Origin of the sequence: Pseudarthrobacter sp. S6, assembly GCF_050156575.1 — a bacterium.
In the GTDB taxonomy this organism is placed as follows: Bacteria; Actinomycetota; Actinomycetes; order Actinomycetales; family Micrococcaceae; genus Arthrobacter.
Genome location: NZ_CP189581.1, coordinates 2402889 through 2428345 on the forward strand (window position 1 = coordinate 2402889; position 25457 = coordinate 2428345).

Here is a 25457-nt window from a genome sequence, read left to right on the forward strand (position 1 = left end):
CCTAACTGTTCCCAAAAATGTCGTGGTACGCCGCTGCCAGACGCAGGGGGTCATGGACGGGTCGGCGGCCCGACGCCCCCACTTTACCCAAGACAACCTCGGCGCCGATCATCCCGGCGGCTTTCTCGAACTCCTGCCGGTCCTGCACCGACGCGGGATCCGCCAGGACGACGTCGACGCTGAAGTCTGGCGCATACCGGTGGAGGGCGTACAGGTGGTCCGCCGCAGACATGCCCGTGGTCTCTTTGGTGTCCGTTGCCAGGTTCATGGTGAGGCAGCGTTTTGCCGCCGTGGCACTCAATGCCGCCCGCATTTCGGGGAGCAACAGGTGCGGCAGCACGGACGTGTACCAGGACCCCGGCCCGAGGATGACCCAATCGGCCAGCTCGATGGCTGTCAGGGCTTCAACGCAGGCCGGCGCCTGTTCGGGCAGGAGCCGGATCTGTTCCAGCGAACCCGCAACGGCGCAGCGCGCCTGCCCGCGGATCGTCTGTAGCGCTGACGTGCCGTCAGGTGCGGAGACGCGGATGTCGCCTTCGATGGTCAGCGGCACGGTGGACATCGGAAGCACCTGCCCCCGGGCGCCGAGCAAGGCGCCGGCCCACTTCAGTCCGGCCACGGTGTCGCCCAGAAGCTCCCAGAGGGTGACGATGAGCAGGTTGCCCATTGCGTGCTCGTCCAGCGATCCGCCGCGGCCTTGGCCGGGCCGGAAACGGTGCTGCATCACGTCACGCCACGTGCGGCCCCAGTCTGTGTCGTCGCACAAGGCGGAGAGTGCCATCCGCAGGTCTCCGGGCGGGAGGACACCGTACTCGTCGCGCAGACGCCCGGAAGACCCGCCGTCGTCCGCCACAGTGACAATGGCTGTCAGCTCGGAGGTAAGCAGCCGCAGCGCCGAAAGCGAAGCAGACAGGCCATGCCCGCCGCCCAGCGCCACAACATTGGGGCCCTTGTCCTGCTGGCCGGATGCCGTTCCGCTGGAAATCGGTACCAGCGGGAGGGGCCCGGTGAACATCCCCATTACTCGCGGCCCAGATCCCGATGAGTGGTGGTCACGGTCACGCGGGGATACTGTGCCAGTTTCTTGGAAAGTTCGACGGCGACCGCCACCGACCGGTGCTTGCCACCGGTACAGCCGACGGCAATCGTGGCGTAGTGCTTGTTTTCGCGCCGGTAGCCGTCCAGGACAGGCTCGAGGGCCAGGACATAGCGGTCCACGAAGTTCTTCACGCCTTCCGCCTCGAGGACGTAGTCACTGACATCCTTGTCCAGGCCCGTATGCGGGCGCAGCTGCGGAACCCAGTGCGGATTCGGGATGAACCGGACGTCCGCAACGTAGTTGGAATCCACCGGCAGGCCGTACTTGAAGCCGAAGCTCATGACGTTGAGCCGCAGGGCTACCGGACCGGAATCGCTGAAGAGTTCCGTGACGGCGGTAGCCAGGGCGTGGACGTTGTACGTGGAGGTATCCAGTACGACGTCGGAGCTGTCGCGCAGTTCCTTGAGAACCTCACGTTCGGTGGCAATTCCGTCGAGGATCCGGCCGCCTTCCTGGAGGGGATGGGGCCTGCGGCCCTGCTCGAAGCGGCGGACCAGGACGTCGTCGTTGGCGTCGAGGAAAAGGACCCGGAACTTGACACCGCTGGCGGCGAGGGCGCCCAGGGCTGCTCGGACGTCGAGAAAGAGTCCTTTGCTGCGGACATCCATCACCACGGCCAGCCGCGGAATGGACTGCGGCGCGTGGGACACAATCTCGGCCAGGGTGCCGAGCATCTGGGGCGGCAGGTTTTCCACGACATACCAGCCGTGGTCCTCCAGCGCGTCCGCGGCGGTGCTCCGTCCCGCCCCTGACATACCGGTGACCACCAGCAGTTCCGCTTCGACGGGCTTGACCGGCGTCATGCCGTCCTGCCCTGTCCCGGATTCCGCCGTAGAGTCTGCCATTCGTTCCGCCCCGTTTCTGTCCAGATGAAGGCAGGCAACCGCAATGGCGGAAACCTGCGTTCTTTACCCTACCTAGGTTTCAATAATTTCGCCGGTGGCCATATTCACGGCCGGAACTGCATCGCCGGCCGCATCTGCGCCGCTGAAGTGGGCCACGATGGCGTTGGCAAGGGAAGGTCCAATGCCCTTCGCCGACGTGAGCTCGGCCGCGGTGGCGGCTTTGACACCCTTGACGGACCCGAAGTGGGTGAGCAGTGCCTTGCGTTTGGACTCGCCAAGGCCTGGCACGCCGTCCAGCGCCGAGACGGTCATGGCCTTACCGCGCTTTTGCCGGTGGAAGGTGATGGCGAAGCGGTGGGCTTCGTCACGGATCCGCTGCAGCAGATAGAGTCCCTGCGATGTCCTGGGCAGGATCACGGGGAAGTCGCTGTCCGGCAGCCAGACTTCCTCAAGCCGTTTGGCCAGGCCCACGACGTACACATCCTCTATGCCAAGCTCTGCCAGCGCCCGGGCTGCGGCGTTGACCTGGGGCTGGCCGCCGTCGACCACCACCAGGTTGGGCGGGTACGCGAATTTTGCTCGCGGCGCCGCCGTAGTGGTGTCCAGGACGGCGGCATCGGCGGCTGCTTTCACTGCGGCTTGATGCCCGGGCAGGGCGGACGCCTCGACCTGCGCCGACTTATCCTGCAGGTAATACCGGAAGCGCCGCGTCAGGACATCATGCATGGCGGCGGTGTCGTCCGCAGCGGCGGCCCCGGTGACGGAGAATTTCCGGTAGTCGGACTTCTTGGGCAGCCCGTCCTCGACCACCACCATGGACGCCACGACGTTGGTGCCCTGGACATGGGAGACGTCGTAGCATTCGATCCGCAGGAGCGCCACGGGCAGGTCCAGTGCTTCCTGCAGTTCCTGGAGTGCCTGGGAGCGTACGGTGAGGTCCCCGGCGCGGCGGGTCTTATGCAGTTTGAGCGCGTGTTCGGCGTTTTCACGGACAGTGGACATCAGCTCAGCCTTGTCGCCGCGCTTCGGCACCCTGATATCCACCTTGGCTCCCCGCAGGCCGCCGAGCCATTCTGTCAGTTCCGCCGCGTTGCTGGGCTCTACGGGCACCAGGACTTCGCGGGGCAGCCGCCCATGGCTGTCGCCGTCGTCGCCGTAGACCTGCTGCAGCAGGTGTTCCACCAGATCCGGGGTGGTGGCATCCTCAACTTTTTCCACCACCCAGCCGCGCTGGCCACGGATCCGGCCGCCCCGGACGTGGAAGACCTGGACGGCGGCTTCCAGTTCGTCCTCGTGCAGCGCGAAGACATCGGCGTCGGTGTCGTCGGCGAGCACTACCGCATTACGCTCAAAGACCTTCCGCAACGCGGTGATGTCGTCACGGAGCCTCGCGGCACGCTCGTAGTCGAGAGTGCTGACAGCCTCGGCCATCTGCTTTTCGAGCTTGGTGATGAAGCGTTTAGCCTCACCGCCCATAAACGCGCAGAAGTCCTCCGCCAAGACCCGGTGTTCCTCCGGGGTGACCCGGCCAACACAGGGAGCGGAGCATTTATCGATATAGCCCAGCAGACAAGGCCGGCCGCTTGCCTGGGCCCGTTTGAGAACGCCGGCGCTGCAGCTGCGGACGGGAAAAACCCGTAGCAAAGTGTCCATTGTTTCCCTGATTGCGCCGGCCGTATACGGGCCGAAATACCGGGTGCCTTTGCGGCGGTCCCCCCGCATGACCTGGACCCTAGGGAGCTTCTCGCTCATGGTGAGGGCCAGGTACGGATAGGTTTTGTCGTCGCGGAAGACCACGTTGAACCGGGGCTTGAATTCCTTGATCCAAGTGTATTCCAGCTGCAACGACTCCAGCTCGCTGCCCACCACCGTCCACTCGACGCTGCTGGCCGTGTGGACCATTGCGTGGGTTTTGGGCAGCAGGCCCGCCGGGTTCGCGAAGTAGGAATTCAGGCGCGAGCGAAGGCTTTTAGCCTTGCCGACGTAGATGACCCGGCCGTGTGGATCGCGGAACCGGTACACCCCGGGGTTCGTGGGAATTTCACCCGTCTGGGGCCGGTACGTTGCTGGATCTGCCACTACTTCATTCTACTAATCCGTGCTCTTACTTTGGTTGTAGCTGGTGGAGCGTTCCTGGCCGCTGAGTTCGGCGATTGCATCCATGATGCGGTCCGTCACCTGGCGGCGCGCCGGCAGCGAATGATCCGGTCCGGTCTTGTCGAAATACAGAGGCTCCCCCACCTTCATGGTGAAGTGATGCGGCCTGAAGCCCTTCTCACCGGCCGGCTGCAGATTTTCCGTCCCGATCAGGCCGACCGGGATCACGGGAACTCCGGTTGCCAGTGCAAGCCAACCCACACCGGTGCGGCCGCGGTAGAGAATACCGTCCCGCGACCGTGTGCCTTCCGGGTAAATGCCGATGCCCTTGCCGGACTCCAGGATGTCCAAGAGAGTTTTGAGCGCCTGGACGCTCGCCGCCTGCTCGCCACGCTCCACGGGGATGGAGCCCACAGACTCGAAGAAGGATTTCATGACCTTTCCCTTCACGCCACCCGTGGTGAAATACTCGGCTTTGGCGAAGAAGGCCACCGGCCGCGGCATCAGTGCCTGGACGATGACGCTGTCAAAGAAGGAGAGATGGTTCGGCGCCACAATGAAGGGCCCCTCTTTTGGGACATTTTCAAGGCCGACGACGGTGGGCCGGCAGGTGCCCGCCACGAGCCCGCGAAATGTCCAGCGGACCGCCTCAAACAGCGCCATCGTTGCGCACCTCACTCATCGCGGCGGTGCGGATGGCTTCGAGGCGCCCGATGGCGGCGAGCATGCCCGCGGCGGTGTCCACCACGGTGACGGCCCCGGCTTCCTCGAGTTCGCCGTCGGGGGCGAATCCCCAGCCCACGCCGATGCAGTCTAGCCCGTTGGCGATGGCTCCCGCCACATCCTGGGCGCGGTCACCCACCATAACGGCATGCTGGGTGGACAGGTCGGTCAGTGCGGCGGCGATGATCTCTGCCTTGCCTACCGGACCGTCCGTTGAGAGTTCGTTGTCTGCCGAACCCCGGATGGACTGGAACAGCCCGGCGATGCCGTGGTGGCCCAGCACGATCTGGGCCAGCCCCTCGGGCTTCTGCGTGGCGACGGCCACGGGCCTGCCTTCCGCAGCAAAAGTCTCCAGCACTTCCTTGATCCCGGGGTACAGCAGGCTCTGGGCTATCCCCGTGGCCAGGTAGTACTGCCGGTACGTCCGGATGACTTCATCGAGCATCTCGGCCGGAACCTTGCAGACACTCTGGAGTGCGTCGCTTAGTTTCGGGCCGATCATCGACTGCAGGACGTCCTGGCCGGGAACCGGCAGACCTGCGGCGGCAAGGGCGGCTGCGATTCCGTCGGATATACCGCCGGCCGGATCGACAAGAGTGCCGTCCAGGTCAAAGATCACGGGCACTGTTGTTTGAGTCACCGGCTTAGTTTCTCACGACACCGAGCATGCCCGAAACTCGCATGCCCGACACGGCATACGTCCTTGGAAGCCAACCGCCTAAGTCAGTATCTCCGCGAGGAAGGATGCCGTGTGGCTCTTGGTGGATTTCGCCACCTGCTCGGGAGTGCCGGTGGCCACGATCTGCCCGCCGCCGGAACCGCCGTCCGGTCCAAGATCCACGATCCAGTCGGCGCTCTTGATGACATCCAGGTTGTGTTCGATGGTGATCACCGTGTTGCCCTTGTCCACCAGTCCCTGCAGGACCATCAGTAGCTTGCGGATGTCCTCGAAGTGCAGGCCCGTGGTGGGCTCGTCGAGGACATAGACGCTGCGTCCGTTGGAGCGCTTCTGCAGTTCCGCGGCAAGCTTGACGCGCTGGGCTTCGCCGCCGGAGAGGGTGGTTGCCGGCTGTCCCAGCCGGACGTAGCCGAGGCCCACGTCCACGAGCGTGTTCAGGTGCCGGGCGATCGGCGAGAAGGCTGCGAAGAACTCCGCACCTTCTTCGATGGGCATGTTGAGCACATCCGCGATGGTTTTGCCCTTGTAGTGCACTTCAAGGGTTTCCCGGTTGTAGCGTGCGCCGTGGCACACCTCGCAGGGAACGTAGACGTCCGGCAGGAAGTTCATTTCGATCTTCAGTGTGCCGTCACCGGCGCAAGCTTCGCAGCGCCCGCCCTTGACGTTGAAGGAGAACCGCCCTGGCAGGTAGCCGCGGACTTTGGCCTCGGTGGTTTCGGCGAAGAGCTTTCGGATGTTGTCAAAGACACCGGTATACGTGGCGGGATTCGACCGGGGGGTGCGCCCGATGGGGCTCTGGTCCACGTGCACCACCTTGTCCAGGTGCTCCAGGCCCATGATGCTCTTGTGGCGTCCCGCTACCTGCTTGGCGCCGTTGAGCTTGTTGGCCAGCACTTTGTAGAGGATCTCGTTGACCAGCGTTGACTTGCCGGAGCCGCTGACGCCGGTCACGGCGGTGAACAGGCCCAGGGGGAAGGCCGCATCAACGTTGACCAGGTTGTTTTCACGGGCCCCGACGACCTTCAGCTCACGCTTTTTGTCGTATTTGCGCCGCTTCTTGGGGATGTCGATCTTCTTGCGTCCGGACAGGTAGTCGCCGGTCAGTGACTTGGTGTTGGACAGGAGGTCCTGGTACGAACCGGAGTGGACGACCTGTCCGCCGTGCTCGCCTGCGCCCGGTCCGATGTCAACGATCCAGTCCGCCACCTGGATGGTGTCCTCGTCGTGTTCCACTACGATGAGCGTGTTTCCCATGTCCCGGAGCCGCGTCAGGGTGTCAATGAGCCGGCGGTTGTCGCGCTGGTGGAGGCCGATGGAGGGCTCGTCCAGGACGTAAAGGACGCCCACCAGGCCGGAACCGATCTGGGTGGCGAGGCGGATCCGTTGCGCTTCGCCGCCGGACAAGGTGGCGGAGGGGCGCTCAAGGTTCAGGTATTCCAGCCCGACGTCGAGCAGGAAGGTCAGCCGGGCCTGGATTTCCTTAAGCACCTGGTGGGCGATCTGGGCTTCGCGGCCGGTCAGGACCAGGTTGTTCAGGAAGTCCGCGCACACCCGCATGGGCATGGCCGCTACATCTGCGATGGACTTGCCGTTGATCAGGACGGACAGCGAGGCGGGGTTGAGCCGGGCGCCATTGCACGCGGGGCACGCGATCTGCCGCATGTATTCTTCATAGCGGTCGCGGGCCCACTCGGAGTCCGTCTCACCGTGCTTGCGGTGGACGTACTGGATGGCACCCTCGAAGCCGGTGCTGTATTTGCGTTCCCGTCCGAAGCGGTTCTTGTACTGGACAACCACCTTGTGGTCCTTGCCGTGCAGGACAGTCTGGCGGACGTCCTTGCCCAGCTTCTCCCAGGGTGTGTCCATGGAGAATCCAAGCTCATTTGCCAGCCCTTCGAGCAGGCGGTTCCAATACTCAGTGGTCGCGGTGCCCAGTGACCACGGCGCGATGGCGCCCTCGGACAACGACAGCTCCGGGTTCGGAATAATCAGTTCTTCGTCAACCTCGAGCCGTGTACCGATGCCGCTGCACGTGGAACAGGCGCCGAAGGGATTGTTGAACGAGAAGGAGCGCGGCTCGATTTCATCGATGGCCAGGGGGTGTTCGTTGGGGCAGGCGAGGTTCTCCGAAAATGCCCGCAGCCGTCCCGGCGCGTCTGCGTCCAGATCGACGAACTCGGCCAGTACCCGGCCTTCGGCCAGGCCAAGCGCCGTTTCAACGGAATCCGTAAGGCGCTGGCTGATGCCTTCCTTGACCACCAGGCGGTCCACCACCACTTCAACGGTGTGCTTGAACTGCTTGCCGAGTTTGGGGGGCTCGCTCAGCTGGATCAGCTCGCCGTCCACCCGGGCACGCGAATAACCCTTGGCTGTCAACTCCTTGAAGAGGTCCACGAACTCGCCCTTGCGCCCACGTACCACCGGCGCCAGGACCTGGAATCGTGTGCCCTCCTCAAGCTCAAGCAGCTGGTCCACGATCTGCTGCGGCGTCTGCCGGGCCACAACCTCGCCACAAACGGGGCAATGCGGCCGACCCACGCGTGCCCACAGCAAACGCATGTAGTCATAAATTTCGGTGATGGTGCCAACCGTGGAGCGGGGGTTCTTACTGGTGGACTTCTGGTCAATCGATACCGCAGGCGAGAGGCCTTCGATGAAATCGACATCCGGTTTGTCCACTTGGCCGAGGAACTGGCGGGCATAGGCCGACAGGGACTCAACGTAGCGCCGCTGGCCCTCGGCAAAGATCGTGTCGAATGCCAGCGATGACTTCCCGGAGCCGGATAGCCCGGTGAAAACGATCATGGCATCACGGGGCAGATCCAGGTCCACATTGCGCAGGTTATGCTCCCGCGCGCCCTTAACCACAAGGCGGGAGAGGTCTGGCCGGGCAGGCATGGCTGAGGCCCGGGTAACGGCGACGGGGACGGATTCGACTGCTGTTTCTTCAGCTACGGCTTTAGGCACCCACTAATGCTAATCGAAAACTTCTTCGAATTTCCATGCGGGCCCGGCTAGCCGGCGTCGTACGCTGCTGCCAGTAGCTTGACTGCTTCGGCAAAGGTGGCACCTTGGGCCTTTGCCACCGATGCATAGGAGTTGGCGGCAAGGGACAGCGCATCCTCCCGCTCATCACGCGCGCACACCAGGGTGCCGTTCCTGCCGTTCGTAGCCACCACACCGGCTGCCTCCAGCTCCTTGTACGCCCGCGCAACGGTGTGGGGTGCGACGTCGAGCAGCCCCGCCAACGTACGCACCGCCGGCAGCTTGGTTCCCGGCGGAAGGGCGCCACCGTCCGCCAGACGGATTACGTGCAGGCGCAGCTGTTCAAACAGTGGCACCGTGCTCGACTGATTGGGCTTCCAGGTGCCGGGGAACGGACCGCCTGAGGTCATCGTCCGGCCTCCAACGTGCCGGTGCGGCCGGCACGCCCGGCGAACTGCGCGTTGTACAGCCGCGCATAGCGGCCGTTGGCTGCCAAGAGGCTTCGATGGGTTCCCTGTTCTGCGATGCGTCCGTGTTCCATGACCAGAATTAGATCAGCGTCCCGGACAGTGGACAAACGGTGGGCGATGACAAAGCTTGTTCTTCCGCGGCGCAGCCTCTGAGTAGCCTGGCGGATCAGGGCCTCCGTACGGGAATCCACCGAACTGGTTGCCTCGTCCAGGACCAGCACAGCGCGGTTCGCCAACTGCGCCCGGGCGATGGAGATCAGCTGGCGCTGCCCCTGGCTGAGCGGCTCTCCGCCGTTGCCCAGCACCGTGTCGTATCCGGCGGGCAGCGATCTGATGAGGTGGTCCACATGGCTCGCCTCTGCCGCCGCGGTGACCTCAGCATCTGTGGCCCCAGGCCGGCCGTATTCGATGTTCTCCTTGATGGTGCCGGAAAACAGCCACGCATCCTGGAGCACCACCCCAAAACCTTCACGCAGGACGTCCCTCGGAATATCAGCGATGTTGGTACCGCCGATGGTGATGCTGCCGGCGTCGACCTCATAGAACCGCTGGAGGAGATTAACAATGGTGGTCTTGCCGGCGCCCGTATGGCCGACAATTGCCACAGTCCGGCCCGGTTCCACCGTGAACGAGAGTCCACGGACCACCGGGTCAGCCCGGACATAGCCGAACGTGACATCGCTGAACACAATCCGACCGCCCGGACCGGCTTCGCGGCCATCACCTTCACGCTCAGCAGGTAGCTCCTCAGCATCGAGCAGGTCGAACACGCGGCGCGCCGATGCCACGCAGGACTGGATGACGTTGAGCATGCCGCCGATCTGGCCCACAGGTTGGGTAAAAAGCCGACTGAACTGGATGAACGCCTGGATCCCGCCGATGGTCATGGCCCCCGTGGTGACCTGGAGCGCCCCCACCACCGCCACGGCAATGTAATTCACATTGGCAATGAGGACCATCAACGGCTGTACAAGGCCCGATGAATATTGGGCACGTGCCGATGCCCTGGCAAGGCGGTCGTTGCTTTCCTTAAAGGCTGCAGCCGCCTGGTCCTGGTACCCGAAGGCCTTGATGACCTCGTGCCCGGTGACGAACTCCTCCACGTGGGCGTTCAAGGCACCCGTTTCGGTCCACTGAAGGGCAAAATGTGCTTGGGATTTCCGGGCCACCAGAACGGTGATAAGGGTGGACAGCGGCACGGAAACAAGAGCGATCAGTGCAAGGAGAGGAGAGATCCACAGCATCATGGCCAGGGCACCGCTGAGCATCAGAATGGACATAATCAGCTGCGTGAGGACCTGGCTAAGCGCTTGCGAAATATTGTCGATGTCGTTGGTGACGCGGCTCAGGACGTCTCCCCTGGACTGCGTCTGGAAGTACGTGGAAGGAAGCCGGTGCAGCTTGGCCTGGACGGATGCCCGGAGGCCATACATCAGGCCGTGTACCGCGTTGGCTGTCAACGCTCCCTGGATCCAGTTGAACAGGGAAGCTCCGACGTACATCGCGGCAACGGCGGCCAGCAGGATTCCCAGCCGCTGCCCATCGAGCACTCCGCTGTAGACCCCATCCACCACCACATCGGTGGCATCACCGAGGTAGTTCGGCGCCGCTACGTTGAGGAACACAAAAGCGCAGGTGGCCGCAACGGCACCCAGCATCCGGCCCCGCGACGGGCGCAGCAATGCAAGGACACGTCGTGCAGTGGGCCAGAAGCCGTTGGACGCCGCCCCGGTGCCGGATACAGCCATCATGGCGCGTCGCCCAGTGCCAGTTGGGACCCGGCGATTTCCCGGTAGGTGGCAGATGTCTCCAGCAACTGCAGGTGCGTCCCCTCTGCGACCAACCGGCCGTCGTCGAGTACCAGGATCTGGCCGGCGCCGGCAACGGTGGAGATCCGCTCCGCCACGACAATGACCACTGCGCCGTGAAGTGCCAACTCCAGGGCATCCCGCACTCGGGCCTCGGTGGCAAAGTCCAGCGCGGAAAAGCTGTCGTCAAACAGATAGACGGGAACTCTCCGCAGGAGGGCACGTGCAATGCAGAGGCGCTGCCGCTGGCCGCCCGAGAGGGTGGTTCCCCCCTGCCCGACCTCTGTGTCCATACCCAGTGGCAGCGCACGGACGAAGCCGGCCGCCTGGGCTGTCTCCATGGCTTCCCACAGCTGGCCGTCGGATGCCTGCGGAGCTGCGACGCGCAGGTTATCGGCGATGGTTCCGGAGAAAAGATGCGACCTTTGCGGCACAACCGCCATGGTCCGGCGGAGGACATCCAAGGGCATGGAACAGATGTTCCGGCCGCCGATGCTGACGGTTCCGGCCGTGGAGTCCACGAAACGGGGCACCAGGCTCAAGAGTGTCGATTTTCCGCTGCCCGTGGAACCGACGATTGCAACGATGGTTCCTGGCCGGGCTGTGAAGCTGATGTCTTCAAGTACTGGATTTTCGGCGCCGGGGTAGGAGAAACTCACGTTCCTGAAGGTGACGCTGCCGCCATCCAGTGGGCTCCCATGGCCGGTCCCACGGGACATCTGATGGTACTGGACTGATGGTTTTGCGTTGAGCACGGCACCCAGCCGCTCTGCGCAGGCGGCGGCCCTCGGAGCTGTCATAAACACGTACATGGCCATCATGATTGCCAGCAGGATCTGCAGGATGTAGGCGATGAAGGCCGTGAGGGCGCCGATGTTCATCCCGCCGTCGTAAACCCGATGGCCACCGAACCACACCACGGCCACCGATGACAGGTTGACCACAATCATGATCAGCGGCAGCATGCCGGCAACCAACAGCGACGACTGAAGGTTGTTGCCGGTTAGGCTGCTGTTGGTCTTCGCAAACCGTCGTGTTTCGTGTCCCTGCCGGACGAAGGAACGGATCACATTTGCGCCGATGATCTGCTCGCGAAGGAGTTCACCCGTCCGGTCCAGGAGCTCCTGGCCCTGCCGGTAAAGGGGCACCAGGCGCCGGACGATAAGATACATGATCAGCAGCAGGATGGGCATGATGGCGATTACGACGCTTGAAAGCACTATGTCCTGCTGCCATGCCAGCAGGACGCCCCCAGCCGCCATAACCGGCGCCGCCACCAGCGTGGTGAAAACCAGGACGGTGAACGACTGGATCTGCTGGGTGTCGTTGCTGGCCCTGGTGACGAGGCTTTGTGTGCCGAAGGCCGCCACCTCCTGGGAAGAGAGGGACTGGATCCTGCTGAAGACCTCGGCGCGCAGCTGGTGCCCGATCTTCATAGCCACCACTGCCCCGATGTAGCCCGCGCCGATGGCCGCCGCTGCCTGGACCGCGGCGATCACAGCCATCACAGTGCCCAGGCGGAAGATTTCCGGGGTGTTCCCGGCCACGATGCCGTCGTCGATGATGGCGGCATTAACAGTGGGCAGGAGTAGGTTGCCTGCGGTCTGGACGAGCTGGAGAGCAGCGATCGCGGCCACGGCACCCTTATGGCCAGCCAGAAGCCGGACCATTAAGCCGAAAAGCATCGCACCTCCAGGACGGGATTTGGGAGGCTGGTCAGGGTCCGGCCGTTGTGCCATCCCCAGGAGCCGCATTCGTCATTGTAACCAGCATCACATTCTCTTCTTAGTCACAGGGCATTGCCGACCATGTCGAGAACTTCAAACGAATGGAGTTTATGTGCTGGGCTGCTTTTGCGCTACGGCAAAGATCCTCCGGAAGGGAAACACCGTGCCGTGGACCGTTCCCGGGTACGCGGCACGCAGGGCCGCCGCAAACTCGGCTTCAAAGGCGAGGCTGTCCTCGGCTGAAAGGGCCACCACGACCGGGCGCAACGCCGTGCCCCGAACCCAGTCCAGCACCGGGTCCACCCCTGTGAGGACCTGCAGGTACGTGGTTTCCCAAGCATCCGCCGTGCAGCCCGCGTCCAGCATGATGCGCAGGTAGTCTGTGGGCTCGCCCACGGAGTCCCCACCGCGAAGTACCCCGACGAGCCGGGAAGACCAGCGGGCCGAACCCGCGAGGTCCCGCATCAGGACATGGGACGGGGCGTTGAAATTTCCCGGCACCTGCATGGCGAACCAGGCACCGGGCTTGAGCGCCGCCAGCCAGCCCGCCAACATTTCCTGGTGGCCCGGCACCCACTGAAGGGCGGCGTTGGTGACCACCACGTCGGTGTCAGCCGGGGGCGTCCAGGCCGCGATATCCGCCAGCCTGAAGCTGAGGCCCGCATGGCGGGCTGCCTGCGCGGCAGCCTTGTCCAGCATCTCCCCGGACGAATCCAGCCCCACCACTTTCGCTTCCGGCCATCGCCGGGCGAGGATGGCCGTGAGGTTCCCTGGACCACAGCCCAGATCCACAACGCGCCGTGGACGGTCCGCCTGGATCCGCCCCGTCAGGTCGAAAAAGGGCCGGTCGCGGTAGTCGTCGAACTGGACGTACTTTACGGGGTCCCACTTCACAGTTACCTCCATCGCCTGGTGCTCCATGGCAGTACCGCGAGCCTAATACCGGCCCGCCCGGATATCAGGCACCGGCTGGGCACTAAGCTGGAAATCAATGAAACTCGTTGACCAGCTGCCTGTCCTGCCCGCCCCAAACACCTCCGGCGCAGGCATCGACCCGGACGCCCTGTACACCCAATTCCTGGAGTGGACCGAAAGCCGGGGCCTGGAGCTGTACCCTGCCCAGGACGAGGCCATCATGGAGCTGGCCACCAGTGCCAACGTCATCCTCGCCACGCCCACCGGTTCCGGCAAATCGCTGGTGGCCATCGCGGCGCACTTCCAGGCCATGGCGCGGGGCCAGCGCAGTTACTACACCGCCCCCATCAAGGCGCTGGTCTCCGAGAAGTTCTTTGCCCTGTGCGACATCTTCGGTGCAGAAAACGTTGGCATGATCACCGGTGACTCCGGCGTGAACCAGAACGCGCCGATTATCTGCTGCACGGCAGAAATTCTCGCGAACATCGCCCTCCGTGAAGGGGCCGACGCCGAACTCGGTGCGGTCATCATGGACGAATTCCATTTCTACTCCGACCCCCAGCGTGGTTGGGCCTGGCAGGTCCCGCTGCTGGAACTGCCCCAGGCCCAGTTCCTTCTGATGTCCGCAACCCTGGGTGATGTCAGCCGGTTCGAGGCCGGCATCACCGAGCTCACGGGACGGCCCACCACCACCGTGAGTTCAGCCGAGCGTCCCATTCCGCTGCACTACTACTACCACCAGACGCCGGTCCACGAAACGCTCGAGGAACTCCTCTCCACGCGCCAGGTCCCCGTCTATGTGGTGCACTTCAGCCAGATCGAGGCCATTGACCGGGCCCAGACGCTGATGAGCATCAACGTCTGCACCCGCGAAGAGAAGGACAAGATCGCCGAGCTGATCGCGAATTTCCGTTTCGCCGCAGGCTTCGGCAAGACGCTCAACCGGCTGGTCCGGCACGGTATCGGCGTCCATCACGCCGGCATGCTGCCGAAGTACAGGCGGCTCGTGGAACAGCTTGCCCAGGCGGGCCTGCTTAAGGTGATCTGCGGTACGGACACGCTGGGCGTGGGCATCAATGTGCCCATCCGCACCGTCTTGCTCACCGCACTGAGCAAGTACGACGGCGTACGCACCCGTCCGCTTAACTCCCGGGAGTTCCACCAGATTGCCGGACGGGCCGGCCGCGCGGGGTATGACACCGCCGGGACAGTCGTGGTCCAGGCCCCGGAACACGTGATCGAAAACGTGAAGGCCATGGCCAAGGCCACCGCCAAATTTGGTGACGACCAAAAGAAGCTCCGCCAGGTTGTCAAGAAGAAGCCGCCGGAGGGCTTCGTTTCCTGGGGTGAACCCACTTTCAAGCGCCTTGTGGAATCCGTGCCCGATCCTTTGACCTCAAGTTTCAGCGTGACGCATTCGATGCTGATGAACCTGATGGAACGGCCGGGCGACCCGTTCACGGCGGCTCGCCGGCTGCTGACCGAAAACCACGAGACCCGGTCCTCGCAGCTGCGGCTGATGAAAAAAGCCCTGGGAATCTACCGGGAGCTCCTTGCCGCTGAGGTGGTGGAGCGCATCCCGGCAGAAGAGCAGGGCCACGACGGCAGGACCGTCCGGCTCACCGTCCATCTGCAGGCCAATTTTGCCCTGAACCAGCCGCTCTCGCCGTTTGCACTGGCGGCGCTGGAGCTCCTTGACCCGGATTCGCCGTCGTACGCCCTGGACGTGGTGTCGGTGATCGAGGCGACTCTCGAAAAGCCCCGCCAGATCCTCTCCGCGCAGCAGAAGAAGGCCCGCGGGGAGGCGATTGCCGCGATGAAGGCTGATGGCATCGAGTACGACCAGCGCATGGCCATGCTGGAGGACGTCACCTATCCGCAGCCGCTCGCGGAACTCCTGGGCGAAGCCTTCGAGGTCTACCGCAAGGCCGCGCCCTGGGTGGGCGACTTTGAACTGGCGCCCAAGTCCGTGGTCCGCGACATGTTCGAGCGCGCCATGAACTTCGGCGAGTTCGTCCAGTTCTACGGGCTGGCCCGCTCCGAGGGCATTGTGCTGCGCTACCTCGCCGACTGCTTCAAGGCGCTGCGCCAGACCGTACCGCAGGACATGCTCCGGGAGGACCTTGAGGACCTCATCGCCTGGCTTGGCGAACTGGTGCGGCAGGTGGATTCCAGCCTCCTGGACGAATGGGAGGAGCTGACGTCCGGCGCCATGCCTACCCCGCACGACGCTCCCCCTCCCCCGCCGCCGTCGCTGACGTCCAACATCCGGGCCTTCCGTGTGATGGTCCGCAACGAGATGTTCCGCCGTGTGGAACTGTTCGCGGACGAGAACGCAGCTGCCCTGGGCGAGCTCGACGGCGGCGCAGGCTGGGGTGCCGACCGTTGGGAAGACGTCCTGGACGACTACTTCGACGAACACAACGACATCGGCACCGGCCCGGATGCCCGCGGCCCCGGACTGCTCATGATCACCGAAGAGCCCGGGTTATGGAAGGTCCGGCAGATTTTCGACGATCCGGCGAGCAACCATGACTGGGGCATCTCCGCGGAAGTGGACCTGGCGGCCTCCGACGAAACCGGTACGGCAGTGGTCCGGGTCACCGACGTCAACCGGCTCTAGGCTGTGGCCCCGTGGAATCCGTCCCCGACCTGACCGGCAGCCTTCGGGTTTTGGAAGCCCTTGAGGGCCAGCCCGTGGCGCCCGCCAACGGTCCGCGGCAGTGGTGGAACGGCGCGCTGGACGTCGAGGGGCTGGCCTTGGGGGCGGTCCAGGCAGCAGCGACATCACTGAACGCACTGGTTGGTGTGCCGGGCAGGTATTCGCTGGCATCCGGAGCCACGGCGGCGTCCTTCGATTCGCTCGGACACCTGCGGATCGCAGGCGGGAAACCCCAAGGATTCGCTCCGGCATCCGGCTTTCGGCGCACGTCGGACGGCTGGATCCGCCTGCACGCCAACTATCCCCACCACGCAGCCCGGCTGATGGCGGCACTCTCCGTCAGCACGGCACAGGATGTGGAACGGGCCCTGCGAAGCATGACGTCCCTGGCAGCCGAGGATGCCATTACGGCCAACAAGGGCGTCGCTGCTGCTGTGCGCACGCGGGAGCAGTGGGCCGCCACCCCAATGTATGGGACGGTCAGCGCCGGGCCGTGGATCAGCATCTCCCGGCCATCGACGGACGCCAGTGAGAGTCGTCAGCTCCCCCGGTGGGTTCCAGGGGCAGTTTCGCGCCACCCCTTGCTCGGGCTCAAGGTGCTGGACCTGACCCGCGTCATTGCCGGTCCCGCGGCCACGCGCCTCCTGGGCGCCCTGGGTGCGGACGTGCTGCGCATCGACCCGCCCCAGCTTCCGGAATTGAGCGACGTGTTTGTTGACTCCGGCTTTGACAAGCGCAGCGCGGAGGCGGACTTCCGGGAGCCGGACGTGATGGAAACAGTCAGGGGTCTTATTGAATCTGCCGACGTGGTGGTCACGGGATACCGCGACGGCGGGCTGGACCGTTTCGGACTGGCGCCCGAAGCGCTGCTTCAGGCACGGCCCGACGTCGTGATCGTCACCCTCAGTGCGTGGGGAAGCGGCGGGCCCTGGAAAGGACGGCGCGGTTTCGACAGCCTGGTGCAGGCCGCCTGCGGCATAGCCGGACGGTATGGCCGGACGACCGATGACGGGTGGCGGCCGGGGGCGCTGCCTGTGCAGGCGCTTGACCATGCCACCGGATATGGCCTGGCGGCGGCAGCACTTGCCTTGCTGGCCGAACGGCTGCGCAGCGGACGTGGCGGCGCGGCCCGGCTTTCCCTGGCCCGCACCGCCGAAGAATTGTTCAGGCTCCCCGCCTTGGCTGGCCACGGCGTTTCCCTGCCTGAACCGGACTACCGCGTGATGGAGAGCCCCTACGGCCGGCTACGGTGCGTTGGACCACCCATCATGGCGGACGGTGCGCCGCTTGAATACGGTGAGGGACCAGTCCGCTACGGGACATCCCAGCTTCGCTGGCAATAGCGATCCTGCGGCATAGACCACGGGCCCGCTAGTAAACTCGGACCATGAGTGTAATCCGCCCCGCCACGCGGCAAGACGTCCCCGCCATCCTGCAGATGATCCACGATCTGGCCATCTACGAGGAGGAACCGGACGCAGTCCGCAACACCCCGGAAATGCTGGCGGAGGTCCTGTTCGGCGAGAACCCGCGCGTGTTTGCCACGATGGCCGAGAACAGCGCGGGCGAGGTCCAGGGGTTCGCCCTCTGGTTCCTGAACTACTCCACATGGGAAGGCGTCCACGGGATCTACCTGGAAGACTTCTACGTTAGCCCGGACGCCCGCGGCGAGGGGCACGGCAAGGCGCTGCTGAAGCACCTGGCTGCCACCGCCGTCGAGAACGGCTACGCCCGGGTGGAGTGGAGCGTCCTGGACTGGAACGAGCCGTCCATCAACTTCTACCGCAGCCTCGGCGCCCGTCCCCTGGATGGCTGGTCCACGTTCCGGCTGACCGGCGACGCCCTGGAGAGCTTTGGCACCAGGACGGCGGCGTCCATCCGTGGCTGAGCGCGACGCTTCCGCCGAAATCATGCAGACGCGGACCCCTGTCCCGCATTTTGTGAAGGCCCGGCACGAGTTCCGGGGCATGCGCACCGCCGAGCACTACTTCACCGTTCCCCTGGACCACTTCCCGCCGGAGAGCGGCGACGGCGCCGCTGAGACCATCACCGTTTTCGCCCGTGAGTACGTTTCGTCGGCCCATACCCAGGCTGAAGCCGAAGCGCTTCCCTGGCTGCTGTTCCTCCAGGGCGGCCCGGGCGGCCGCGGCAACCGGCTGGCTTCGCTGAGCGGCTGGAGCAAGGCGGCAGCCCGGGACTTCCGGATCCTGATGCTGGACCAGCGCGGCACCGGGCTTTCGACTCCCCTTGACCGGAACACGCTGCCGGCGCGTGGAACGGCCGAGGCACAGGCTGGGTACCTTGAGCATTTCCGTGCTGATTCCATCGTGGCCGACGCGGAGCTCATCCGGGCGGCGCTCGGCTCCGGCCCCTGGAGCATCTACGGCCAAAGCTATGGCGGATTCTGTGCGCTGACGTACCTGTCCTTTGCCCCGGACGGGCTGAAGGAAGCCCTCATCACGGGCGGGTTGGCGCCGCTCGCCGGCCACGCCGACGACGTCTACCGCGCCACCTTCGACCGCGTTGCGGCCCGCAACACCGAGTACTTCAGCTGGTATCCGGAGGACCGCCAGACAGTGAACGCGATCGCATCGCACCTTCGGCAGACCGAGGAGTTCCTTCCCGACGGCGGCCGGCTCACAGTTGAACGGTTCCAGATGGTGGGCTCCTTCCTGGGCGGAAACACGCGGGTAGACGGCCTGCATTACCTGCTGGAAGACGCCTTCACCGAGACACCACAGGGGAACAGGCTCTCCGATGCCTTCCTGGAGCAGGTCCAGGGCATCGTGTCCCGCCTGGCGAACCCGCTCTATGCCCTGCTGCACGAGTCCATCTACGGGCAGGGACAGGCGACCGACTGGGCTGCCTGGCGTGTGCTGCAGGAAAATCCGGCATTCCACCCGGATGCGGAAGCGCTGCTGCTGACCGGCGAGATGGTGTACCCGTGGTATTTCGAACAGGATCCCGCCTTGGTGCCGCTGCGGCAGGTGGCCCATCTACTGGCCACTAAAACTGACTGGAAGCCGCTGTATGACCCCAAACAGTTGGCCGCGAACAGCGTGCCGGTCGCCGCCGCGGTTTACCAGGACGACATTTACGTGGACCGCAGCCTGTCACTGGAGACGGCGGCTGCCGTGCGCGGACTCCGGGTATGGGAGACGGCCGACTTCCACCATGACGGCATAGCGGACGACGGCGAGGCTATTTTCGGGCGGCTTCTGGGTATGGTGCGCTCGGTTGCCGGCTCAGCCGGCAGCAGAGCCGCCAACTGAACCGGTGGTTGTGCCGGCGGTGGGGTTGCGGCGGCGCGCCACAAAAACAACGACGGCGGCGGTCAGCACTGCAGCCCCCACCAGGCCGCCTGCCATGTTGAGCCCCAGGTAGCCGGCCCAACTGAGGATCAGGGCGGAGGTGGCCCCGCCGACCGCACCGGCGGTGCCCATCAGCATGTCCGAGACACCTTGGACCACCACACGGGACTCCTGGCTAACGCTCTCCGCCAGCAGTGTGGATCCGGAAATCGTTGCCGCAGACCAGCCAATGCCCAGCAGGACAAGTCCCACGGCCACCGCGACGGTGGACGTCTGGCCAAACCCTGCGACGGCGACGGCCGCGATGAGCGTGGCGAAGCCGATCATGATTGTCTCAGTCCTGCCTGCCTTGTCCGTCAGCCAGCCCATGACCGGCGACAACGCGAACATGCCTGCGATATGCAGGGAGATGGTGAAGCCGATGATCACCAGGACATCGCCGAAGGCGGCGTGGCCGGCATGGGAAGCACCAGGCCCGGCCACGAGTTCCTGCAAATGCAGCGGGGTCATGGACATCACGCCCACCATCACGGCGTGCGCTCCGACGACGGCGGCAAGCGCCAGCCAGGAAGCCCTGGACTGGCGGATTGCCCGCAGCCCGCGGACGAGCGATCCCCCGACTGCGTTGCGCGCTGTGGCGCCTTGCTGATTTGCCGTACCTGGCGGCGTGCCCTGCATTTTCCCGCCAGCTGGCTGGGCGGCGGTCTCTTGGGCGGCGATTTCCCGTGCGAACAGGAGCGGATCGGGCCTGAGGCCAGCGAAAAGCAGCACAATCGCCAGCAGCAGTCCGGCCGCGGCGATCACAAACGGTCCGGCGACGGGAGGCAGACCGAGGGCCAGGCCCACAACGGTGCCGGGCTGGATCAGGTTGGGTCCGGCCACTGCGCCGACCGTCACAGCCCACACGACTGCGGAAAGCGCCCTGCCGCGGTGTTCAGCATCCGCAAGGTCGACGGCGGCGAAGCGTGCCTGCAGGCTGGCCGCGGTGCCCACCCCGATGCCCACTCCCCCCAGCACCAGCAGGACGAACAAGCCGGACACGATGGACAGCACTATCAGCGCAGTGCCGGCCAGAGCGGCGGAAAGCCCCGTGACCTGCCCGGCCCGGCGGCCCCGCCGGTCCGCCAGCGAAGCCAGGGGCAGGGCAGTCAGCGCGGCCCCCAAGGTCATCACCGTTGCCACGGCACCCGCCCACACGCTGGAACCTGAAAGTTCCACGGCCAGGATGGAACCAATGGAAACCGTGGCTCCGGTGCCGATGCCGCCGAAAACCTGGGCCGCGCTCAGCAGCACCACGGTGCGCCGTTGCACCTGGCGCACTCCTCTTTCCGTGATCAGGGTGCGGGCCATGGTCCGAGCATAGTCCTCGGGCGGCCAGGTCCTACAGGGGGCAGATTAAGTCACTGATCCCGGCCGCAGTGCGGACGGGATCAGTGGAAATGCAGTTTGCGTCAACGAAACGCGGAGAAAGCCTACTCGGCTTCGCTGAGGCTCTTCTGGGCGTCTTCCTCGAGGCGGGGGTCCAGGTGGGAGGTCTCTGCCTTGGAGCTCAGGAGGCTGGCAATCACGGCAACGATGATGGTGCCCACGATGACGGCCAGGGAGACCAATGTCGGAATCTCCGGGGCCCATTCGATGTGGTGACCGCCGTTGATGAACGGCAGCTCGTTCACGTGCATGGCGTGCAGAACCAGCTTCACACCTATGAACGCCAGGATGAAGGACAGCGCGTGCTTCAGGTAGATCAGACGGTTCATCAGCCCTCCCAACAGGAAGTACAGCTGCCGCAAACCCATCAGCGCGAACAGGTTGGCGGTGAAGACGATGAACGGGCTCTGCGTCAGGCCGAAGATCGCGGGAATCGAGTCCACCGCGAAGAGGAGGTCGGTCAGGCCGATGGTGATGAACACGATCAGCATGGGCGTGAAGACCTTCTTGCCGTCCACCGTGGTGCGCAGCTTGCCGCCGTCGAACTTCTCCGACATGGGGATGACCTTGCGGATCCGGGCGATGAGCGGATTTTCCTTGTCCTCTTCGTCTTCGCCTTCATCCTGGGCCTGCTTCCAGGCTGTCCAGAGCAGGAACGCGCCGAAGATGTAGAACACCCAGCTGAACTGCTCAATCACGATGGCGCCGAGAAGGATGAAGATGCCGCGCAGGATCAGGGCGATGATGATACCCACCATCAGGACTTCCTGCTGGTACTTACGGGGCACGGAGAAGCGGGCCATGATGATGATGAAGACAAACAGGTTGTCGATGCTGAGGCTGTATTCAGTGACCCAGCCGGCCACGAACTGGCCGCCGAATTCGGCGCCGGTAAAGAAGAACATGGCCCCGGCGAACAGCAGGGCCAGGGAGACGTAGAACGCAACCCACAGGCCGGCTTCCTTCATGGAAGGTTCATGGGGACGCCGGACGACCAGCAGAAGGTCAATGAGGAGGATCAAGCCGAGGACGACAAGTGAGCCGACCTCAAACCATACGGGTAATTCGGGCACGGGTAGCCTTTCGCAGGGTACAGAGAATTGGTGTAAGTCTCTCCGGCCAGCCTGTGCACTTGGTGCTGAATTGGCGGCCCGCTACGCCCGGCCAGGCAACTGTGCCTGGCGTGTTGACGATCGTAGCGCTCGGGATACTCCCCTACGTGACGTTAACTGTACAGCAGGCGTCCCCGCACGCGGGAACATGCCCCGAACGCTGCGTGCCCCCGCCGCCCGGGGGTGTCCTAGGCGTGGCCGGCCGCCTGCATCTGGCGGAGCTCTTTCTTGAGGTCACTGACCTCGTCCCGGATCCGCGCGGCCAGCTCGAACTGGAGTTCGGCGGCAGCGCCGTGCATCTGTTCGGTCAGCTGTTCGATGAGGCCCACGAGGTCTTCGGCCGGTGCTGCGGCGAGGCCGTCCTTGCGGACCTGTGCCGCACCCTTTGCCGCGGACTTGCCACGTTTGGCGCCCTTGGCCAGCCGGTTGTTGTTGAGCAGTTCCTGGGTGTCGGCGTCTTCCTTGGCCAGCTGGTCGGTGATGTCGGCAATCTTCTTCCGCAGCGGCTGCGGATCGATGCCCCGTTCCGTGTTGTAGGCCACCTGGATGGCGCGGCGCCGGTTGGTTTCATCGATAGCCTTGGCCATGGAGTCGGTGATGCGGTCCGCGTACATGTGGACCTCGCCGGAGACGTTGCGGGCGGCACGGCCGATGGTCTGGATCAGCGAAGTCGCCGAGCGCAGGAAGCCTTCCTTGTCCGCATCCAGGATGCTTACGAGCGAGACTTCTGGCAGGTCTAGGCCTTCCCGGAGCAGGTTAATGCCCACCAGGACGTCGAAGACACCCATCCGGAGTTCCCGGAGCAGTTCAACCCGTCGCAGGGTGTCCACGTCGGAGTGCAGGTATTCGACCTTGATGCCGTGGCCCAGCAGGTAGTCGGTGAGGTCTTCCGCCATCCGTTTGGTCAGCGTGGTGACCAGGACGCGTTCGTTCTTTGCCGTGCGGGTCTTGATCTCTCCGAGCAGGTCATCGATCTGGCCCTTGGTGGGCTTGACCACCACCTCGGGGTCGATCAGTCCGGTGGGCCGGATGATCTGCTGCACAAAGCCGTCCGCCTTGCCCAGTTCGTACTTGCCGGGAGTGGCCGAGAGGTAGACCGTCTGGCCTACGCGTTGCAGGAATTCGTCCCATTTGAGCGGGCGGTTGTCCATGGCCGACGGCAGGCGGAAACCGAAGTCGACGAGGTTCCGCTTGCGGGACATGTCGCCTTCGTACATGGCGCCGATCTGCGGCACGGTGACGTGGGATTCATCGATCACCAGCAGGAAGTCGTCCGGGAAGTAGTCGATGAGGCAGTGCGGAGCGGTCCCGCGGGCACGGCCGTCGATGTGCGACGAGTAGTTTTCGATGCCGTTGCAGAAGCCCATCTGCTGCATCATTTCGAGGTCGTAGGTGGTGCGCATCCGGAGCCGTTGGGCTTCCACCAGCTTGTTCTGGCCTTCCAGGACGGCCAGGCGTTCGGCGAGTTCGTCCTCGATCCGCTTGATGGCCCTGGCCATCCGTTCGGGCCCGGCCACGTAGTGCGAGGCCGGGAAGACGTACATTTCCTCTTCGTCCCTGATCAGTTCGCCAGTCAGCGGGTGAAGGGTATGGATGTTCTCAATCTCGTCTCCGAAGAATTCGATGCGGATGGCGAGTTCCTCGTACATCGGGATGATTTCCACGGTGTCGCCGCGTACCCGGAACGTGCCGCGGTGGAAGTCCATGTCGTTGCGCGCGTACTGCATCGCGACGAATTTCCGGAGCAGGTCGTCGCGGTTCATCTGCGCCCCCTTGCGGAGCGTGACCATGCCGGCAATGTACTCTTCCGGCGTGCCCAGGCCGTAGATGCAGGACACGGTGGCCACCACAATGACGTCGCGGCGGGTCAGCAGGGCGTTGGTGGCGGAGTGGCGGAGCCGTTCCACTTCCTCGTTGACGGAAGAGTCCTTCTCAATGAAGGTGTCCGTCTGCGCTACGTACGCCTCAGGCTGGTAGTAGTCGTAGTACGAAACGAAGTACTCCACCGCATTGTTGGGCAGGAGTTCCCGGAATTCGTTGGCGAGCTGGGCGGCCAGGGTCTTGTTCTGCACCATGACCAAGGTGGGCCGCTGGACCTGTTCGATGAGCCAGGCCGTGGTTGCGCTCTTGCCGGTACCGGTGGCGCCCAGCAGGACAACGTCCTTTTCGCCGTTCCTGATTCGCTCCGTGAGTTCGGTGATGGCGGCAGGCTGGTCGCCGGCCGGCTGGAACTCGCTGATGACTTCAAACGGAGCGACGACGCGGTTGATCTCCTGGGCAAGGCTCATGCAACTAATCTACAACCGGGGACCGACAGTGACAGCCGGATCAGTTACCGGCGAACAGCCAGCCGCGGGGGCCGGGAGTTCAGGGGGTGTACGACGGCGGCACCCACCCCGTGCGGTCCGCCCAGCTGTCCATTTGCGGCCAGGCGACGTCCGTGAACCACGGCTCCTTCGCCGCCGCGTACGCATGGGTACCTTTGGACCCGGCAAACTGCTCGGACAAAACACGTTTGTGGTCCGCATACAGGCTGACGGCCTCCGGATCGCTCCTGAGCCAGTCGCGGAAGAGCAGCGCGTACCGCCAGCCAGATGACCCGGCAGCCCGTACATGGACGTTCACGGCGCGGCCGGGGTCCGCGTTGGCATGGAAGCGTTTCTTCCATTGCTCCGGATCTGGCTGCGTCGGTTTCGGAGTGTCGAAGGCCACCCCTGGCACGGCAGGGAATCCCGCGTCCGCCAGCAGCGGCGCGATCCGGTCCGCGGTATTGAGATCCGACACCGTGACCTGGAGGTCAATGACGTCCTTGGCTGCCAGGCCAGGCACGGCCGTGGAGCCAATATGGTCGACTGCAAGAATGTCGTCCGCTGCGGCGGCGGCGATCCGGGATCCCAGCCGTGCGGCCTGGTCCGCCCAGTCCTCGCGCGGCGCAAACAACACGGCGGTGCCGATCCGGGCTGCCCTGACGCCGCGGCGGATATTGTCCGCGTACGGGACCAGCCGCTCCGTCCACAGCCGGTCCACCTGCGCGGTCACGTCTGCCAATGACCCGGAGTTGTCCAGGACCACGTCGGCAGCCGCAAGCCGCGCACCACGCGACGCCTGGGCCGCCATCCGCGACCCGGCGTCCTCGGCTGTCATGCCTCGGTGTTCGAGCATCCGGCCGATCCGGACGTCATCGGGTGCATCCACCACCAGGACCAGATGGAAGCCGCTCCCCTGGCCGGTTTCCACGAGCAGTGGAATGTCCTGGACCACAATGGCGCCGGCCGGGGCTGTGGCGATGATCCTGGCCGCGGCGGCCCGGACCAGCGGGTGCACAATGCCGTTCAGGACAGCCAGCTGCGAGGGATTGCCGAACACCACGGAACCCAGCCTGGCCCGATCCAGCCGGCCCCCGGCGTCGAGCATGTCCGGCCCAAAGGATTCCACCACACGGGCCAGTCCCGGCATTCCCGGCTCAACCACGTCCCGGGCCAGCGCATCCGCGTCCACCAGCACGGCACCGAGCCCGGCGAGGCGTGAGGCGACCACTGACTTCCCGGATGCTATGCCACCCGTCAAACCGATCTTGAGCATCCCACCACCCTACT

18 protein-coding genes are annotated in these 25457 nt (G+C 64.7%); 4 read left to right on the plus strand and 14 right to left on the minus strand.

All coding sequences use genetic code 11. The annotated features are described in order from the left end of the window. Window position 1 precedes the first annotated feature (1 nt). The 10 genes from ACQCS0_RS11475 to ACQCS0_RS11520 form a co-directional block, all read right to left on the minus strand. Window positions 2–1021, minus strand: coding sequence for a uridine diphosphate-N-acetylglucosamine-binding protein YvcK (locus ACQCS0_RS11475; RefSeq protein WP_354155842.1), 1020 nt, complete (start codon window positions 1019–1021; stop codon window positions 2–4). Next, window positions 1021–1944 carry an RNase adapter RapZ gene (gene rapZ / locus ACQCS0_RS11480; protein ID WP_354155843.1) on the minus strand — a complete coding sequence of 308 codons (924 nt, stop codon included), beginning with the start codon at window positions 1942–1944 and terminating at the stop codon, window positions 1021–1023. The genes ACQCS0_RS11475 and rapZ overlap by 1 nt, the downstream gene beginning before the upstream one ends. Before the next feature lie 72 nt (window positions 1945–2016). Beyond that, window positions 2017–4023 (minus strand): excinuclease ABC subunit UvrC, encoded by a 2007-nt coding sequence (uvrC, locus tag ACQCS0_RS11485; protein WP_354155844.1) that lies wholly within the window; start codon window positions 4021–4023, stop codon window positions 2017–2019. A 12-nt stretch (window positions 4024–4035) separates the two neighbouring features. Next, on the minus strand, window positions 4036–4704 hold the full coding sequence (locus ACQCS0_RS11490; protein WP_282330735.1) for a lysophospholipid acyltransferase family protein: 669 nt from the start codon (window positions 4702–4704) through the stop codon (window positions 4036–4038). Then, a complete protein-coding gene (locus tag ACQCS0_RS11495; protein WP_354155845.1) occupies window positions 4691–5404 on the minus strand; it encodes an HAD hydrolase-like protein in 714 nt (237 codons plus the stop codon). Before ACQCS0_RS11495 ends, ACQCS0_RS11490 begins: the two co-directional genes overlap by 14 nt. A 78-nt stretch (window positions 5405–5482) precedes the next feature. Further along, on the minus strand, window positions 5483–8410 hold the full coding sequence (uvrA, locus tag ACQCS0_RS11500) for an excinuclease ABC subunit UvrA (protein WP_354155846.1): 2928 nt from the start codon (window positions 8408–8410) through the stop codon (window positions 5483–5485). A gap of 47 nt (window positions 8411–8457) precedes the next feature. Next, window positions 8458–8838 (minus strand): GntR family transcriptional regulator, encoded by a 381-nt coding sequence (locus ACQCS0_RS11505; protein ID WP_354155847.1) that lies wholly within the window; start codon window positions 8836–8838, stop codon window positions 8458–8460. Then, window positions 8835–10649 carry an ABC transporter ATP-binding protein gene (locus ACQCS0_RS11510; RefSeq protein WP_354155848.1) on the minus strand — a complete coding sequence of 605 codons (1815 nt, stop codon included), beginning with the start codon at window positions 10647–10649 and terminating at the stop codon, window positions 8835–8837. The genes ACQCS0_RS11505 and ACQCS0_RS11510 overlap by 4 nt, the downstream gene beginning before the upstream one ends. Then, window positions 10646–12391: an ABC transporter ATP-binding protein gene (locus ACQCS0_RS11515; protein WP_354224018.1), complete on the minus strand. Its 1746-nt coding sequence runs from the start codon at window positions 12389–12391 to the stop codon at window positions 10646–10648. The genes ACQCS0_RS11510 and ACQCS0_RS11515 overlap by 4 nt, the downstream gene beginning before the upstream one ends. A gap of 150 nt (window positions 12392–12541) precedes the next feature. Next, complete coding sequence (locus ACQCS0_RS11520) at window positions 12542–13327, minus strand: trans-aconitate 2-methyltransferase (protein WP_426939779.1); 786 nt, start codon at window positions 13325–13327, stop codon at window positions 12542–12544. Between the two features lie 97 nt (window positions 13328–13424). On the opposite strand from ACQCS0_RS11520, the gene ACQCS0_RS11525 reads away from it, so the two are divergent. From ACQCS0_RS11525 to ACQCS0_RS11540, 4 genes are read left to right on the plus strand one after another with little or no spacing between them, the layout of a single operon-like run. After that, window positions 13425–15971 (plus strand): DEAD/DEAH box helicase, encoded by a 2547-nt coding sequence (locus ACQCS0_RS11525; RefSeq protein ID WP_426938404.1) that lies wholly within the window; start codon window positions 13425–13427, stop codon window positions 15969–15971. Window positions 15972–15982: 11 nt separating this feature from the next. Next, entirely contained in the window at window positions 15983–17353 is a 1371-nt protein-coding gene (locus ACQCS0_RS11530; protein ID WP_354155852.1) for a CoA transferase, read from the plus strand. Window positions 17354–17397: 44 nt separating this feature from the next. Continuing rightward, on the plus strand, window positions 17398–17898 hold the full coding sequence (locus ACQCS0_RS11535; protein WP_354155854.1) for a GNAT family N-acetyltransferase: 501 nt from the start codon (window positions 17398–17400) through the stop codon (window positions 17896–17898). Window positions 17899–17920: 22 nt separating this feature from the next. Next, window positions 17921–19282 (plus strand): alpha/beta fold hydrolase, encoded by a 1362-nt coding sequence (locus tag ACQCS0_RS11540; protein WP_426939556.1) that lies wholly within the window; start codon window positions 17921–17923, stop codon window positions 19280–19282. Here ACQCS0_RS11540 and ACQCS0_RS11545 read toward each other — a convergent pair. The 4 genes from ACQCS0_RS11545 to coaE all read right to left on the minus strand — a co-directional run bounded on the left by ACQCS0_RS11545 (window position 19256) and on the right by coaE (window position 25443). Further along, on the minus strand, window positions 19256–20671 hold the full coding sequence (locus ACQCS0_RS11545; RefSeq protein ID WP_354155855.1) for an MFS transporter: 1416 nt from the start codon (window positions 20669–20671) through the stop codon (window positions 19256–19258). The genes ACQCS0_RS11540 and ACQCS0_RS11545 overlap by 27 nt on opposite strands. 122 nt (window positions 20672–20793) lie before the next feature. Beyond that, window positions 20794–21822 carry a TerC family protein gene (locus tag ACQCS0_RS11550; protein WP_354155856.1) on the minus strand — a complete coding sequence of 343 codons (1029 nt, stop codon included), beginning with the start codon at window positions 21820–21822 and terminating at the stop codon, window positions 20794–20796. A gap of 227 nt (window positions 21823–22049) precedes the next feature. Continuing rightward, a complete protein-coding gene (gene uvrB / locus ACQCS0_RS11555; RefSeq protein WP_354155857.1) occupies window positions 22050–24149 on the minus strand; it encodes an excinuclease ABC subunit UvrB in 2100 nt (699 codons plus the stop codon). A gap of 79 nt (window positions 24150–24228) precedes the next feature. Then, on the minus strand, window positions 24229–25443 hold the full coding sequence (coaE, locus tag ACQCS0_RS11560; protein ID WP_354155858.1) for a dephospho-CoA kinase: 1215 nt from the start codon (window positions 25441–25443) through the stop codon (window positions 24229–24231). Window positions 25444–25457 lie beyond the last annotated feature (14 nt).

What these genes read in the sequence shown, in the direction of transcription:
- ACQCS0_RS11545 (WP_354155855.1), bottom strand. Translation starts at nt 20,671, where the DNA reads ATGGCCCGCACCCTGATCACGGAAAGAGGAGTGCGCCAGGTGCAACGG.
- ACQCS0_RS11475 (WP_354155842.1), bottom strand. Translation starts at nt 1,021, where the DNA reads ATGGGGATGTTCACCGGGCCCCTCCCGCTGGTACCGATTTCCAGCGGA.
- ACQCS0_RS11535 (WP_354155854.1), top strand. Translation starts at nt 17,398, where the DNA reads ATGAGTGTAATCCGCCCCGCCACGCGGCAAGACGTCCCCGCCATCCTG.
- ACQCS0_RS11510 (WP_354155848.1), bottom strand. Translation starts at nt 10,649, where the DNA reads ATGATGGCTGTATCCGGCACCGGGGCGGCGTCCAACGGCTTCTGGCCC.
- coaE (WP_354155858.1), bottom strand. Translation starts at nt 25,443, where the DNA reads ATGCTCAAGATCGGTTTGACGGGTGGCATAGCATCCGGGAAGTCAGTG.
- rapZ (WP_354155843.1), bottom strand. Translation starts at nt 1,944, where the DNA reads ATGGCAGACTCTACGGCGGAATCCGGGACAGGGCAGGACGGCATGACG.
- uvrB (WP_354155857.1), bottom strand. Translation starts at nt 24,149, where the DNA reads ATGAGCCTTGCCCAGGAGATCAACCGCGTCGTCGCTCCGTTTGAAGTC.
- ACQCS0_RS11505 (WP_354155847.1), bottom strand. Translation starts at nt 8,838, where the DNA reads ATGACCTCAGGCGGTCCGTTCCCCGGCACCTGGAAGCCCAATCAGTCG.
- ACQCS0_RS11525 (WP_426938404.1), top strand. Translation starts at nt 13,425, where the DNA reads ATGAAACTCGTTGACCAGCTGCCTGTCCTGCCCGCCCCAAACACCTCC.
- ACQCS0_RS11515 (WP_354224018.1), bottom strand. Translation starts at nt 12,391, where the DNA reads ATGCTTTTCGGCTTAATGGTCCGGCTTCTGGCTGGCCATAAGGGTGCC.
- ACQCS0_RS11490 (WP_282330735.1), bottom strand. Translation starts at nt 4,704, where the DNA reads ATGGCGCTGTTTGAGGCGGTCCGCTGGACATTTCGCGGGCTCGTGGCG.
- ACQCS0_RS11540 (WP_426939556.1), top strand. Translation starts at nt 17,921, where the DNA reads ATGCAGACGCGGACCCCTGTCCCGCATTTTGTGAAGGCCCGGCACGAG.